Origin of the sequence: Microbacterium azadirachtae (genome assembly GCF_025583665.1) — a bacterium.
GTDB classification, from domain to species: Bacteria; Actinomycetota; Actinomycetes; order Actinomycetales; family Microbacteriaceae; genus Microbacterium; species Microbacterium azadirachtae.
Genome location: NZ_CP099706.1, coordinates 1,685,813 through 1,698,816, shown reverse-complemented (window position 1 = coordinate 1,698,816; position 13,004 = coordinate 1,685,813). Strand labels below are relative to the sequence as shown.

Annotated in this window: 13 protein-coding genes; 5 read left to right on the top strand and 8 right to left on the bottom strand. The window is 69.5% G+C overall.

Annotated features, from left to right (window positions below):
- Positions 1-21 precede the first annotated feature (21 nt).
- Positions 22-1,737, top strand: coding sequence for a DUF2334 domain-containing protein (locus NFX31_RS08045; RefSeq protein WP_262957134.1), 1,716 nt, complete (start codon positions 22-24; stop codon positions 1,735-1,737).
- 231 nt (positions 1,738-1,968) lie between these two features.
- Here the strand turns inward: NFX31_RS08045 and NFX31_RS08040 are convergent, their stop codons facing one another.
- Entirely contained in the window at positions 1,969-2,706 is a 738-nt protein-coding gene (locus NFX31_RS08040) for a hypothetical protein (RefSeq protein ID WP_045252105.1), read from the bottom strand.
- Between the two features lie 419 nt (positions 2,707-3,125).
- On the opposite strand from NFX31_RS08040, the gene NFX31_RS08035 reads away from it, so the two are divergent.
- Positions 3,126-4,016, top strand: coding sequence for a helix-turn-helix domain-containing protein (locus NFX31_RS08035; RefSeq protein ID WP_045252106.1), 891 nt, complete (start codon positions 3,126-3,128; stop codon positions 4,014-4,016).
- Between the two features lie 57 nt (positions 4,017-4,073).
- Here NFX31_RS08035 and NFX31_RS08030 read toward each other — a convergent pair whose 3' ends face one another.
- The 5 genes from NFX31_RS08030 to dusB all read right to left on the bottom strand — a co-directional run bounded on the left by NFX31_RS08030 (position 4,074) and on the right by dusB (position 9,788).
- A complete protein-coding gene (locus NFX31_RS08030) occupies positions 4,074-4,451 on the bottom strand; it encodes a VOC family protein (RefSeq protein WP_045252107.1) in 378 nt (125 codons plus the stop codon).
- A 72-nt stretch (positions 4,452-4,523) separates the two neighbouring features.
- Positions 4,524-5,294, bottom strand: a complete 771-nt coding sequence (locus NFX31_RS08025; protein WP_045252108.1) for an ATP-binding cassette domain-containing protein — start codon at positions 5,292-5,294, stop codon at positions 4,524-4,526.
- Positions 5,295-5,348: 54 nt separating this feature from the next.
- Positions 5,349-7,229 carry a DNA primase gene (gene dnaG, locus NFX31_RS08020; RefSeq protein ID WP_045252109.1) on the bottom strand — a complete coding sequence of 627 codons (1,881 nt, stop codon included), beginning with the start codon at positions 7,227-7,229 and terminating at the stop codon, positions 5,349-5,351.
- The gene (locus tag NFX31_RS08015) at positions 7,229-8,644 is read right to left on the bottom strand and encodes a deoxyguanosinetriphosphate triphosphohydrolase (protein ID WP_045252110.1); all 1,416 of its coding nucleotides are present in this window, start codon (positions 8,642-8,644) and stop codon (positions 7,229-7,231) included. Before NFX31_RS08015 ends, dnaG begins: the two co-directional genes overlap by 1 nt.
- Positions 8,634-9,788: a tRNA dihydrouridine synthase DusB gene (gene dusB, locus NFX31_RS08010; protein ID WP_045252111.1), complete on the bottom strand. Its 1,155-nt coding sequence runs from the start codon at positions 9,786-9,788 to the stop codon at positions 8,634-8,636. Before dusB ends, NFX31_RS08015 begins: the two co-directional genes overlap by 11 nt.
- A 137-nt stretch (positions 9,789-9,925) precedes the next feature.
- Here dusB and NFX31_RS08005 point away from each other — a divergent pair.
- A protein-coding gene (locus NFX31_RS08005) for an IS5 family transposase (RefSeq protein ID WP_233449959.1) occupies positions 9,926-10,772 on the top strand; the annotation gives its coding sequence in 2 pieces (ribosomal slippage) (positions 9,926-10,231 and positions 10,233-10,772; 846 coding nt in all).
- Here NFX31_RS08005 and NFX31_RS08000 read toward each other — a convergent pair.
- Entirely contained in the window at positions 10,753-11,082 is a 330-nt protein-coding gene (locus NFX31_RS08000; RefSeq protein WP_026095586.1) for a hypothetical protein, read from the bottom strand. The genes NFX31_RS08005 and NFX31_RS08000 overlap by 20 nt on opposite strands.
- 77 nt (positions 11,083-11,159) lie before the next feature.
- On the opposite strand from NFX31_RS08000, the gene NFX31_RS07995 reads away from it, so the two are divergent.
- Positions 11,160-11,651, top strand: a complete 492-nt coding sequence (locus NFX31_RS07995; RefSeq protein ID WP_045252112.1) for a glutathione peroxidase — start codon at positions 11,160-11,162, stop codon at positions 11,649-11,651.
- A 33-nt stretch (positions 11,652-11,684) separates the two neighbouring features.
- On the opposite strand, the gene NFX31_RS07990 is transcribed toward NFX31_RS07995, so the two are convergent.
- Positions 11,685-12,368: a DsbA family oxidoreductase gene (locus NFX31_RS07990; protein ID WP_045252113.1), complete on the bottom strand. Its 684-nt coding sequence runs from the start codon at positions 12,366-12,368 to the stop codon at positions 11,685-11,687.
- Positions 12,369-12,422: 54 nt separating this feature from the next.
- On the opposite strand from NFX31_RS07990, the gene NFX31_RS07985 reads away from it, so the two are divergent.
- Positions 12,423-12,992, top strand: coding sequence for an AAA family ATPase (locus NFX31_RS07985; protein WP_262957133.1), 570 nt, complete (start codon positions 12,423-12,425; stop codon positions 12,990-12,992).
- Positions 12,993-13,004 lie beyond the last annotated feature (12 nt).

Here is a 13,004-nt window from a genome sequence, read left to right as displayed (position 1 = left end):
CGGTTCGGGTGGGCGGCATTCATGGTGGCGCTCCCGACGGTCTGCGTCGGGAGCGTGTTCGCGTTCACGGACGACGGTCTCGTCCCGGGCGAGGGCTCGCCCTTGGCCCGGGAATTCGCGACCGCGGCACCCCAGACACCGCAGACGGCCTCGCCCCGGCTCAGCCCGAAGTACGGCCTGCAGAACGGTGTTTCGACACTCGTGCTCTACGATGACACGGCACCGCGGGAGTTCCGCGGCGAGGTGTCCGCGATCGCCGCCGGCAACCTGGCGACGCACTTCGGCGAAGCAGAGATCGTCCCGATCCGTGAGTACACCTCCGGCCGGATGGCGGGCTTCACCGCGGTGATCTACGTCGGGGTGTCCGCGGACACGGTCGTGCCGCAGGCATTCGTCGACGACGTCCGCGCGGCCACCGTGCCGGTCATCTGGCTGGGAGCGAACAGCGACACCCTGGCACAGAGCCCCTCAGGCGGCGAGAGCTTCGCCGCTCAGTACGGCTGGAGCCCGGACGCCCCGCTCGATGTCACGAGCAAGGACCTGACGAAGCTCCGGTACAAAGGGCAGGACCTCCCCCGGGCACACCCTTCCGATGCCACGATCTGGATTCCCGGTGGCGTTCAGCCGGGTGTGGACGTGGTCGCCACCGCGACCTGCGCCGTCCCCGCGTCGTCCGCCGGGTGCCGTCCTCCGTCGGGCACGGGGTTGCAATCCGTGCCGTGGGCGATCCGGTCGAACAACCTTACCTACGTCGCGGAAGTGCCGCTGTCCTTTATCGACGAGAACGGCGGGTACCTGGTGTTCGCAGACCTGCTCTCCCCGGCTCTCGCTCCGGGGCGGGCACCGGTGCGGCGAGCCGCGGTGCGCATCGAGGACGTGAATCCGGAATCGGATCCCTCGGAGCTTCGCGCCTTCGCCGACTACTTCGCGGCACGCAAGATCCCCTTCCAGGTCGCTGTCATCCCGATCCTGGTCGATCACGCGCCGGGCAGGAAGGCGCCGTACGCGCTCAGTCTGAGCGACGCGCCCGAGGTCGTCGACGCCCTGAGGTACATGCAGGATCATGGCGGAACCCTCATCCAGCACGGAACGACCCACCAGTACGGGAGTCTCCCCAATCCGTACAGCGGCCGCAGTGGCGACGACTACGAGTTCTACCGCTACGGCTGCAGCGCCACCGCGGCCCCGCCGTATCGCTGGGAACCATGCGGATCCGATTCCTGGGTGGAGAAGCAGGGTCCCCTCCCCGACGACACGATCGCGGCGAACCGTCAGCGCCTCGAACAGGGGAGGCAGGCGATGATCGACGCAGGCCTCGGAGCGCCGACGATCTTCGAGACCCCGCACTACTCGGCGTCCGTCAACGCCTACCTCGCCATGTCAGGACTCTACGACGCACGGTACGAGCAGGCCGAGTACTGGCCCGGTTCACTGACATCCGCAGCGGCGACCCCGGATGACGCGTTCGAACAGTTCTTCCCCTACACGGTGCACGACATCTACGGCACCACCGTCTATCCCGAGGACCTGGAGAACCCGACGCTGACGGCGCAGAACAATCACCCGGCCCGCTCGGCCGCGAGTCTCGTGGGGCGGGCGAAGCGCAATCTGGTCGTCACCGACGCGACGGCGAGCTTCTTCTTCCATCCCTTCCTGAAGCTCTCCATGGTCGATGAGATCGTCACCGGCATCCAAGGCCTCGGCTATCGGTTCGTACCCGTGACCGACTTGCAGTGAGGCGGTCGCCGCCATGCCCGCGTCCTCGCCGTGAACAGATGAAGCCGGCACGGGCGGGATCCCGTGCCGGCTCCCGATCGACTCCGGGGAGGGAAAGGTCGATCGGTTCGGAACCCGTGACGGGCCCCTTCCGCCGCCGACGTGAGTCCCCATGGCTGCGGAGCAGCCCCTCCGTCTGCGGCGGCCTTCGACAGGCGCGACGTGCGCCGCGCGTGCCGAAGACGACGGCGGTCAGGCGCAGGCCAGACCCAGCGAGACGATGCCGTAGTCGTCGTTGTTCACGCCGTTGCCGAGCACACCGGTCCACCGCACCTTGAGGTACACGGTCCCCGTGATCGGCGCGACGAAGGTGGAGGTCGCCGTGTAGCTGGCACCCAGGACGCCACCGAAGCCGTAGTAGCCGCCCGGACCCGGTGCCGTCGGGCTCGTGACCTGGACGGCGCCCGCGTGGCGCGTCGACGTCGTCCGCGAGTAGAAGGAGTTGGTCCACGCGTAGTCGAGGGCGTTCGTGTTCGCCGTGGTGCTCCACCCGACGTCCATGAACTGCTCTGCGCCGCCACCACCTGCGGCGCTGTCACCGCGGCTCCCCTGCACCTCGTAGGTCCAGGTGTACGTGCGACCGGCGCAGACCTCGATCGGAGTGGAGATCCAGAAGTACTGATAGAGCATGGTGATCCCGACACGGTCGGGAAGGGCCTCGAGCTGGCCCGGGTTGAGCGGCGACTGGTCGGCGAAGAGGAACGGCCCGCCGCCGAAGTTGCCGTCCTGCTTCATCCCGCCCGGCCAGCTGCCCGAGTCCATCAGGAGCGGCGTGGAGGCAGCGCACGGGCACGGCCCGCTGGCTGCCGCCTGCGGGAGGGTCGACGCCGCGGCGATCACCGGGACGGACCACGCGGCGCCCTTGATGATGGTCCGGCGGGTGATCGTCCGCGAGGTGCGAGCGTTGACCAGGTGGTCGTTGTCGTTCATTCGATGTCCCCTTATGTGTATGAAAGACCGATGCGGCGATCACCTGTGCACCGTGGCGATGACGTCGTCACGGGCCAGGGCAGACCGCTCCGGGATTCGCGCAGCACTCGCCGCCCCAGCGGCCGTGCATGCCTCGATGAGGTTACGGAACGACGGAAAGACGGCATCTCGACGCACGGGAATCGTGCGAGGTCTTGAACAACAAGATGCGAGGATCTGACACTCCGTTCCGGATTCTCAACGCCCACAGCCTGCTTTCTCCACAAACGACGACAATGCCGAAAGGAGTCCGCGTCTTCCACGTCTCCACAGGCAGAACGATCGAAACAGCGGAAAGTGGCACCTGACGCGAGGAATGGTCGGCACTGGATCAGCTGCCGTGAGAGGCATAGTGTCGCGCTAGCGGAAGGAAACGGGCCATGACCCCGGAGCGGAATGAGACGGGCACCGCGTGGCGCCCCTCGACGGAGAGCGAACTGTCCCGGATCGGCTGGACCTGCGACACGCGACCAGCCCCTCGTGTCGATCTGGACGCGGCCGGCGACTCGCAGTGGAGCGTCGCGCGGCTGTGGACGACCCCCGGCCGGTTCCAGGCGGCCCCGTTCCCTGCCGGAAGCATGTGGGCGTTTCTCGGGGTGGACGGCGTCGGGACCGTGACGAGCGGAGCGACGGAGTCCCGCATCCGCCCGCAGGAGCTTCTCGTGGTGCCCGGCGATCAGCCCACGGAGAGCAGTGCCTCCGCGCCGTGGGCGCGCATCATCTGGCGCTTCGAGACCAGGCTCCTGCGACAGGCGAGCTTCGACTCACTGCTGGGGCGCGTCCACAGCCTCAACGATGCGCACTTCAACCTCCTGACGGCCATGACAGGTGCGATCGCGCTCGCGCCCGCGACGGCCTGGGATGCGAGCGCCGCCTACGTCGACTACGCGCTCGCCAGCAGCATCGCGGCTGCGCTCGCGGACGCCGCGGGACCCGTGCATCGTCAGCTTGCGAAGGATCGAACGGGCCATCTGCGCGACGCGATCCGCCTCATCGACGACAAGTACCTGGACCCGACCGTCAAAGTCGAGGACATCGCCCGCGAGCTGGCGATGTCGCTGTCGTACCTGCACCGGTTGTTCGCCGAAGTGGGCACCACCCCGGCCCGGGAACTGGAACGCCGCCGGGCTCAGCGAGCCTTCGCCCTTCTCTCCTCAGTGCAGAGCCCCACCGCGGCGGCGCTGGAGGACGCCGCACACCGTTCAGGGTTCTCCTCCGTGCGGCGCATGCGGTACACGATGCGCCGCGAAGATCAGCGGCCACAGCACTGACCGGGGTGCGGGCGGCGCGAACTCTCCCCGCCCCGTCCGCGTTCCGCGAGGGGCGGCTCAACCGGCCTGAACGACCCAGATCCAGTTCCCGTCGGGATCGTTGACGGAGAACATCGCCGGCACGGGGCCACCGGCCGGCATCTCGTTCGCGACGTCGAGTCCGACGGCCTGCAGCCGCGCCTTCTCCGCGACGAGATCCGCGACCTCGATGCCGATGGATCCCCCGCCGGGCTCGCCTCCCATCGGCGGGTTCACGGCGAGGCGCGCCGTGGAGCCGACGGGAGCGACCTCCACCCAGCGCCCGGCGTCGGCACCCGCTCCCCAGTTCACGTCCATCCGGACCTCCCAGCCAAGGGTCCCGGTGTAGAACGCGACGGCGGAATCCTGATCGGCGACCGTGAACATCGCGACGGCGATGGCAGCTTCTGAGCTCATGCGCCGAGTCTCGCACCGTGCTCCGATCACGGCAACAGACGAGGCCGTGGAAGCCGTCGCCGCGTTCGGGCGTCAGATCGCGTGATCGGCCCCCGGCGTCCACAGCAGATCGGCGCCGACACCCCGCGCGACCACGTGCCCATCCCTGATCATGAGCGTCGCCGCACCCAGCTCGCGGGCGAACGCGGCGTCATTGCTGACCAGCAGGGCCGCCATGCCTCGCTCTGATCGACGTCGAGTGATCGCGTCGAACACCACGGGCCGCACCTCCAGATCGAGGTTCGCGAGAGGCTCGTCGGCGATCAGCACCCGAGGGTCGAGGACGAGCGAGCGGGCGATCGCGACCCGCTGACGCATCCCGGCACTGAGCTCGTACGGGAACGACGCCGCGAGCCCGAGCGGCAGGTGAAGCTCGTCCAGGAGGGTCGCCACGCGGATGGACAGCGCCTTGACGTTCACCCGGCGCTCGCGCTGCAGGATCGGCTCGGCGATGATCTCGTGCACCGTCAGCTGCGGGGTAAGCAGCGCGCCCGCATTCTGCGGCAGGTAGCCGGCCCGATACGTGAGCTCGCGAAGCCGACGCCCCGGGTGACGCACGGACACCCCGCACACCGTCGCCGAACCGCCGACCACCTTGATCGACGGATCGGAGACCCCCGCCAGGGCCCCCACCAGCGTCGACTTGCCGGATCCGGTCGCGCCGGCGATGCAGATGAGCTCGCCGGCGTCCAGCGAGAAGGTCACGCCGTCGATCGCGCGCGTCGGCGCCGAGTGCCCCGCGCGGTCGATCACGAGATCCTCGCAGACGATCGCCGCCGATGGGTCCCCGCTCGAACGTGCCATGGCTCCCATCCTGCCTGAATCCGACGGCGACAGGACAGCCCGGCACGGCGGGCCTCAGGACTCGATGTAGCGCTGCCGCTCGGCGTCGATCTCGACAAGGCGCCGGGCGATCGCCCTGGCTCCGTCCGAGTCGGCGGGCAGACGCTGGATCGCCCCCAGCAGTTCGCTCTTCTCGCGCTGAAGCCCGCGGACGATGAGACGCCGGCACAGATCCGTGGCCGATGCCCGCGCACCCTGCTCATCTCGCGCGGGGAACGCCGCCATGAGCAGCTCGCCGGCGAGACCTCGATACGGCTCCCGCACGGCGTCGACCGCCTGCAGCGCCCATCCGGGCCGCTGCCGATCCGCCACCTGCGCGATCGCGTCGCGCACGGCATCCAGTGCGGGCACCGCGAACGGCGTGCTGACCGCCCGCTGAAGCAGATCGGCGTCCAGCTGGTGCCCGTACTGCAGGGCGCCCATCAGGGCGTCCCGCTCGAGCGGCGCGTCGCCGGTGCGCGGCAGCGTCGCGAGCGTCACGACAGGAGCGGCCGAAGGCGCGTCACCCGGCGTCTGCGGCGCCGAGGCGACGGGCGTGGACGACTGCTCACGCGAGGCGGGCGTGCCGTCGCGTCGACGCCGCTCGTGGCGTCGCACCTCGGCGTGCACGTCGGTCGGGTCCATGCCGAGGCGGCGGGCGAGGATGCGCTCGTACTCCGGGCGCAGGAGCGGGTCCCGGATCTCGGCCACGATGGGCGCCGCGGCCCTGAGCGCTCCGACGCGTCCTTCAGCGGTGCCGAGATCGAAGGAGGCGATCTTGCGATCGATCACGAACTCGAACATCGGCACCTTCGTCGACATGAGACCGCGGACCGCCTGGTCGCCGCGCAGCAGGCGCAGGTCGCACGGATCCAGCCCGTCGGGCGCCACCGCGACGAACGTCTGCGCGTTGAACCGGTCGTCCTCCGCAAAGGCGCGCAGGGCCGCCTTCTGGCCCGCCTCATCGCCGTCGAACGTGAACACGACCTCACCCGCCGCCGAGTCGTCGCCCATGACGCGCCGCAGCAGTTTGATGTGCTCGGCACCGAAGGCCGTGCCGCACGTGGCGATCGCGGTCGTGACGCCGGCGAGATGGCAGGCCATCACGTCCGTGTATCCCTCGACCACGACGACGCGCTTCGGGTCTCCCCGCGAGATGTCCCGCTTGGCGAGGTCCAGCCCGTAGAGGACCTGGGCCTTCTTGTAGATCGGCGTCTCGGGGGTGTTCAGGTACTTCGGCCCCTGATCGTCGTCGTAGAGCTTGCGCGCGCCGAAGCCGATGGTCTGGCCCGTCACGTCGCGGATCGGCCATACGACGCGGCCGCGGAACCGGTCGTAGACGCCGCGCTGGCCTGCCGAGACGAGACCGGCCGCGGTGAGCTCGTCCCGCGTGAATCCCTGCGCGCTGAGCGCCTTGAGCATGCCGTCCCAGCCCCGGGGCGCGTAGCCGACGCCGAAGTGCGCGGCAGCGCCCGCGTCGAATCCGCGCTGCCCCAGGAAGGCGCGCGCCGACTCGGCCTCGGGGCTGAGCAGCTGACTGCGGAAGAACTCCGCCGCCGCGGTGTTCGCCGCGTACAGACGACTCCGCCCGCTCGTCTCCGGTGCGGGCCCGCCGTCCTCGTAGTGCAGCGTGTAGCCCACGCGCGCGGCGAGGCGCTCCACCGCCTCGGTGAAGCTCACGTGATCCATTTCCCGCAGGAAGGAGTACACGTCGCCGGACGCACCGCAGCCGAAGCAGTGGTAGTAGCCGACCTGGGGCCGCACGTGGAAGCTCGGGCTCTTCTCGTCGTGGAACGGGCACAGGCCCTTGAGCGATCCCACGCCGGCGGACTTCAGCGAGACCCTCTCCCCCACGATGTCGGCGATGTTGGTGCGCGACTTGACCTCGTCGACGTCGGCCTGCGCGATCCTCGGCATCAGCGCCCGCCGTCGCCGGGCAGCGCGTGCAGCGCGGCGGACCGGGCGGCGTGCGCGGCGCGCGGCCGGGCGTGCCGCGGCGACCAGATCCCCACCTCGGCGGGATCGATGTCGCCGACCAGGCGATTGTGCCAGTCCACGGCCGTCTGATCGGTCAGGCTCGCGATCTGGTCCACGACCACCCTCGCGCGCTCGGCATCGGATCCGGCATCGTGGAAGTCGGCGGCGAACGCCGGCTCGAGCACGTCGGCGCCGGCGGTCCACAGCGCGTCGGTCGACCAGAGCGCGTCGGCCAGGCGCTTGAGCACCCGGCGCTGCTCCTTGTAGACGCCGCGGCGGGCGTCGATCGTGACGATGGCCTGTCCCATGATCCCCTTGAGCACTGCGATCTCCGCCTCGATCACCCGCGGCACCACGACGTGCGCGTTGTAGCGCGCGAGGTTGGCACCCGGGTACGCCTCGCGGGTCGCAGACACCGCGGCGCGCGCGAAACGCCCGATCATGTCGCTCGTGAGGTTCTTCAAGCGGGCGAGGTCGCGCCGGGACCGGTCGAACGACGTCAGCCACATCGGCTGACGCGTGAGCCGGTACAGCGCGTCGGCCAGGTCCTCGCGGCTGTAGTCGTAGCCGACCCACTGCTGGATCCGTCCGACCAGCGCGTGATGCTCCGCCGGGTCGGCGAGCTGCGCCACGTCGAGGTAGCCGTTGACGATCGCGTCCTCGAAGTCGTGCACGGAGTAGGCGATGTCATCGGACAGGTCCATGATCTCGGCCTCGATGCAACGCAGCCGCCCCGGGGCGCCTTCGCGCATCCAGCGGAACACGTCCTCGTCCTCGGGGTACACGCCGAACTTCAGCCGTCCGCCGGGATCCGGTATCGGACTGTCCGCCGTCCACGGGTACTTGCAGGTCGCGTCGAGGCTGGCCCGGGTCAGGTTGAGGCCGACGGATCGGTCTCGGTCGTCGAGCACCTTCGCCTCGAGCCGGGTCAGGATCCGCAACGACTGCGCGTTCCCCTCGAAGCCGCCGATGTCCTCGGCCCACTCGTTGAGAGCGCGCTCGCCGTTGTGACCGAACGGCGGATGACCGAGATCGTGGCTGAGGCAGGCGGTGTCGACGACGTCGGCGGAGACGCCCAGCGCGACGGCGAGCTCGCGACCCACCTGGGCGACCTCGAGCGAATGCGTCAGGCGGTTGCGGGCGAAATCGGCGGTCGACGCCGGGCTCAGCACCTGGGTCTTGGCGGCCAGACGGCGAAGGCCGGCGGAGTGCAGGACGCGCGCGCGGTCGCGGGCGAAGTCGTCCCGCTCGGAGCGGTGCGTCTCGGCGAAGAAGCGGGCCGCGTCATGCGCGTCATAGCCGGGCGCGAGCGGCACGATCCCGATCGCCGGCGCGGCCCCCACCTCAGCCGCCACTGTTCTCGACCTCGGCGCCGCGCATCATGTCGGTGACCTCGGCGGCGACCTCGCGGGAGTCCAGCCAGCCGTCGGGGAGCGCCGTGCGCTTGGGTGTGCCGGCGCGGCCTCGCTGTCCCTCCGCAGGAGCGCCGGGGTACGGCGCGTCGCCGAGCGCTCCCAGGATGTCGTCGACCTCCTGAAGCGTCGACACCCGGGCGAGAGCCGAGCGGATGTCACCGCCGACCGGATAGCCCTTGAAGTACCAGGCGACGTGCTTGCGGATGTCCTTGCAGCCGCGGTCCTCATCCTCGAAGAACTCCACGAGCAGCTCCGCATGGCGACGGAACGCGTCCTTCACGAATCCGAGCGTCGCGTCGACCTGCACGGCGTTCTCGTCGCCGAAGGCGCCCGCGAGCTCGCCGAAGAGCCACGGCCGTCCCAGGCAGCCGCGACCGACCACGACGCCGTCGCACCCGGTCTCCGCCATCATCCGCACCGCGTCGTCGGCGCTCCAGATGTCGCCGTTGCCGAGCACCGGGATCGAGGTGACCGCCTGCTTGAGCTCGCCGATCGCCGACCAGTCCGCGTGACCCGAGTAGTACTCCCCCGCGGTCCGCGCGTGCAGCGCGACCGCCGCGGCGCCGGCGTCCTCGGCGGCGCGCCCCGCGTCGAGGAACGTCAGGTGGTCCTTGCTGATGCCCTTGCGCATCTTGACCGTGAGCGGGATGTCGCCTGCGGCCTTGACGGCGCGCTCCACGATCTCCGAGAACAGGCCGATCTTCCACGGCAGCGCCGCGCCACCGCCCTTGCGGGTGACCTTGGGCACCGGGCAGCCGAAGTTGAGGTCGATGTGATCGGCACGGTCCTCGGCGACGATGATGCGCACGGCCTCGGAGATGGTCCCGGGGTCCACTCCGTAGAGCTGGATCGATCGCGGCGTCTCGCTCTCGTGATGCTGGATCAGCCGCATCGTGATCGCGTTGCGCTCCACGAGGGCGCGCGAGGTGATCATCTCGCTGACGTACAGGCCGGCGCCGTACTCGCGGCACAGACGGCGGAACGCGGTGTTGGTGATGCCCGCCATCGGGGCGAGCACGACGGGGACGTCGATGCGCAGCGGGCCGATCTGCAGGGGCCGGACGGGAGCAGGGGCGAGAGTCATATCCCTTCCATTGTCCCAGATCCGGGACCCGGGATGCCCGCCGCGCCTAGGGCGTGTTGATCAAGAGGTTCCGCTCCTCGGTGGGTGAGTCTTGAACGGTGACGCGACAGGAGATCTCTGACGAGGTGTGGGCCGTGATGGAGCCGTTGATGCCGACGGTGACCGGTCGGTCGCGGCCGTGGACGGATCACCGGCTCGCTATCGAGGGGATGGCGTGGAAGTACCGGACCGGTGCGCCGTGGCGTGACGTTCCGGAACGGTTCGGGAAGTGGAACTCGATCTACAAGCGGTTCAACCGGTGGGCCGGGGACGGCACCTGGCAGAAGCTGCTCACCGAGGTGCAGAAGCAGGCCGACGCCGCTGGGGAAATCGATTGGGTCGTCTCGATCGACTCCACGATCGCGCGCGTGCATCAGCACGGCGCGACCCTCGCCCGGGACACAGGGGGCTGTGCCGAATCACAAGAATCCGTGGTCCGAGCCGCCTGATCACGGGATCGGACGCTCCCGCGGCGGGCTGACGACCAAACTGCACCTGGTCTGCGACGGCCGCGGCCGGCCGCTGAGCATGATGATCACCGCCGGGAACATCAACGACACCACGATGATGAGCGCGGTGCTGGAGAACATCCGCGTTCCCCGCGACGGGAAGGGCCGCCCCCGCACCCGCCCCGACCGGGTGCTCGCCGACAAGGGGTACCCCTCAAGGGCGAACCGCGCCTGGCTCCGCGACCGGAGGATCGCGGCGACCATCCCCGAGCGGGACGACCAGATCGCGCACCGCCGCAAGAAGCCGGGCCGGCCGATCGCTTTCGGCGACAAGCAGAAGGAACGCTACAAGGGACGCAACGTCGTAGAACGCTGCTTCAACCGTCTCAAGCAGTGGCGCGGCATCGCGATGCGCTCGGACAAACTCGCCCGCAACTACCGAGCCGCCGTCAGCCTCGCCGCGGCGCTGATCTGGATCAAGACCGATCTCCGCTGAGCGCTTCGCGCTCCTGCAGCGTGCGCTCAAGCTGTCCCACCGTCGGCGCACCCGCAAAGCCGCGCTCGGTCAGATAGACCCTGCACGCCAAGTCGGCAGTGTTCCCCTGGGACGGGAACAAGTCCTGACCGTCCAGAAGAATCGTGGGCGAGCCCGCGAAACCAGAGCTCACCGCCTCAGCCTCGGTGCGGATCAACACGAACTCCACCGGAACATCGCCCCGTCCGATCGAGTCGAGCACCAGCCGTACTCGATCGCCCGCCTCCTGCCAATTCGGGCAATCCTCGATATGCAGCACCTGGATCTTCACACGCCCATTCTCCCGCGCAACTCGCGGCGGCTGGCCACCCCGCACCTTCTTGATCAACACGCCCTAGGCTTGTGCACATGCCCGCCACCCCGCTGCGCCAGATCCCCTTCACCGACGCCGAAGGGGCCACGCGCACCCTCGACGACTACGGCACCGGACCGGTGCTCGTCGTGAACGTCGCGTCCAGGTGCGGCCTCACGCCGCAGTACGCACAACTCGAGGAGCTGCAGCGCCGCTTCGGCGAACGCGGTCTCACCGTCGTCGGCTTCCCGTGCAACCAGTTCTTCGGCCAGGAGCCGGGATCGATGGATCAGATCCTCGAGTTCTGCTCGACGACGTACGGGATCTCGTTCCCGATCAACGACAAGGTCAAGGTGAACGGCCGCAGCGCCGCCGAGCTCTATCAGACGCTCAAGCAGACCGCGGACGGGAACGGCAAGGCCGGGCGCGTCGAGTGGAACTTCGAGAAGTTCCTCGTGGCTCCCGACGGATCCGTGCGCCGCTTCCGTCCCCGCCAGGTGCCGGACGATCCCGAGATCGTCGCGGCCATCGAGGACGCGCTGGCCTGACGCCCGCCCGGGGGGGGCGAGCTTCCAGCGCGCTCAGCCCTCGAGGACCTCGGCGTCCTGGCCGCGCTTCGCCCAGAGCTCGCGCAGCACCCCGGCGAACGCCTCCGGCGGCTGCGCTCCGCTGACGCCGTACTGGCCGTCGATCACGAAGAACGGCACGCCCTGGATGCCGTACGCCTGTGCCTGCGCCTGATCGGCGCGCACGTCGACGAGGTGCCGCTCGCTGCGCAGCGCCTCCAGTGCGGAATCGCGGTCGAGTCCGATCTCCGCCGCGAGGTCGGCGAGATCCTCGATCCTCCCGACATGGCGCCCCTCGGTGAAGTACGCCGACATGAGGCGCTCCTCCATGTCCTGCTGGCGGCCTTCCGCCTTGGCGTGATGGAGCAGCTCGTGCGCCTTCACCGTGTTGGTGTGCTGCAACAAGTCGAAGCGGTAGTCCAGACCCGCGTCCTTCGCGATGCCGGTCACGCGATCGAGCATCTGCTCGACCTGCGCGCGCGGCATCCCCTTGTGACCCATGAGGAAGTCGGCCTCGTCGCCCTCGAAGTCGACCGGGGTGTCCGGGGAGAGCTCGAACGAGTGGAACGTGATGTTCACCTGCGGAGCGTCGTCGTCCCCCGCGGTGGCGGCAAGCCCCGCTTCGAGGTTGCGCTTGCCGATGTAGCACCACGGGCAGGCGATGTCGGACCAGATGTCGATGGAGATGGGTTCGCTCACACATCGATTCAACCGCATATTCCGGGCGGGTATTCCGAGTGCTAGCCTCGTCCGATGCCCGAGGATCCCGCGTCGCCGTCGTTCTCCGCGCAGCGCATCCTCATCGCCGGCATCACCGGCAGCGGCAAGACGACACTGGCACGACGTCTCTCGGAGCGTCTCGGCCTGCCGCATATCGAGCTGGATGCGCTGTTCCACGGCCCGGGATGGACGCCGCGCGCGTCGTTCCTCTCCGACGTGCGCGCCTTCGCGGCGACCGAGCGCTGGGTGACGGAATGGCAGTACAGCGCCAAGGGCACCGATCCGATTCTCGCGTCACGCGCCGATCTGGCCGTCTGGCTCGACTACCCCTATGCGATCGCTCGCGCCAGGCTGCTGCGCCGGACCGTCTCCCGCAGTCTCCTGCGCACCGAGATGTGGAACGGCAACCGCGAGAAGCCGCTCTGGGCGATGCTCCGCGGCGGCCCCGAGGAGAACATCCTGCGCTGGCAGACGGAGACCCGTGGAAAGTGGCGCGAGCGGATGCCCGCAGTGCGCGCCGAGTATCCCGAGCTCCCCGTGCTGCGGATGGCGCACCCGCGCGAGACGGAGCGCTGGCTCCAGGCGCTCCCCCGCATCCACTGACGCGCCCGGCGT

What these genes read in the sequence shown, in the direction of transcription:
- NFX31_RS08045 (WP_262957134.1), top strand. Translation starts at nt 22, where the DNA reads ATGGTGGCGCTCCCGACGGTCTGCGTCGGGAGCGTGTTCGCGTTCACG.
- NFX31_RS08040 (WP_045252105.1), bottom strand. Translation starts at nt 2,706, where the DNA reads ATGAACGACAACGACCACCTGGTCAACGCTCGCACCTCGCGGACGATC.
- NFX31_RS08035 (WP_045252106.1), top strand. Translation starts at nt 3,126, where the DNA reads ATGACCCCGGAGCGGAATGAGACGGGCACCGCGTGGCGCCCCTCGACG.
- NFX31_RS08030 (WP_045252107.1), bottom strand. Translation starts at nt 4,451, where the DNA reads ATGAGCTCAGAAGCTGCCATCGCCGTCGCGATGTTCACGGTCGCCGAT.
- NFX31_RS08025 (WP_045252108.1), bottom strand. Translation starts at nt 5,294, where the DNA reads ATGGCACGTTCGAGCGGGGACCCATCGGCGGCGATCGTCTGCGAGGAT.
- dnaG (WP_045252109.1), bottom strand. Translation starts at nt 7,229, where the DNA reads ATGCCGAGGATCGCGCAGGCCGACGTCGACGAGGTCAAGTCGCGCACC.
- dusB (WP_045252111.1), bottom strand. Translation starts at nt 9,788, where the DNA reads ATGACTCTCGCCCCTGCTCCCGTCCGGCCCCTGCAGATCGGCCCGCTG.
- NFX31_RS07995 (WP_045252112.1), top strand. Translation starts at nt 11,160, where the DNA reads ATGCCCGCCACCCCGCTGCGCCAGATCCCCTTCACCGACGCCGAAGGG.
- NFX31_RS07985 (WP_262957133.1), top strand. Translation starts at nt 12,423, where the DNA reads ATGCCCGAGGATCCCGCGTCGCCGTCGTTCTCCGCGCAGCGCATCCTC.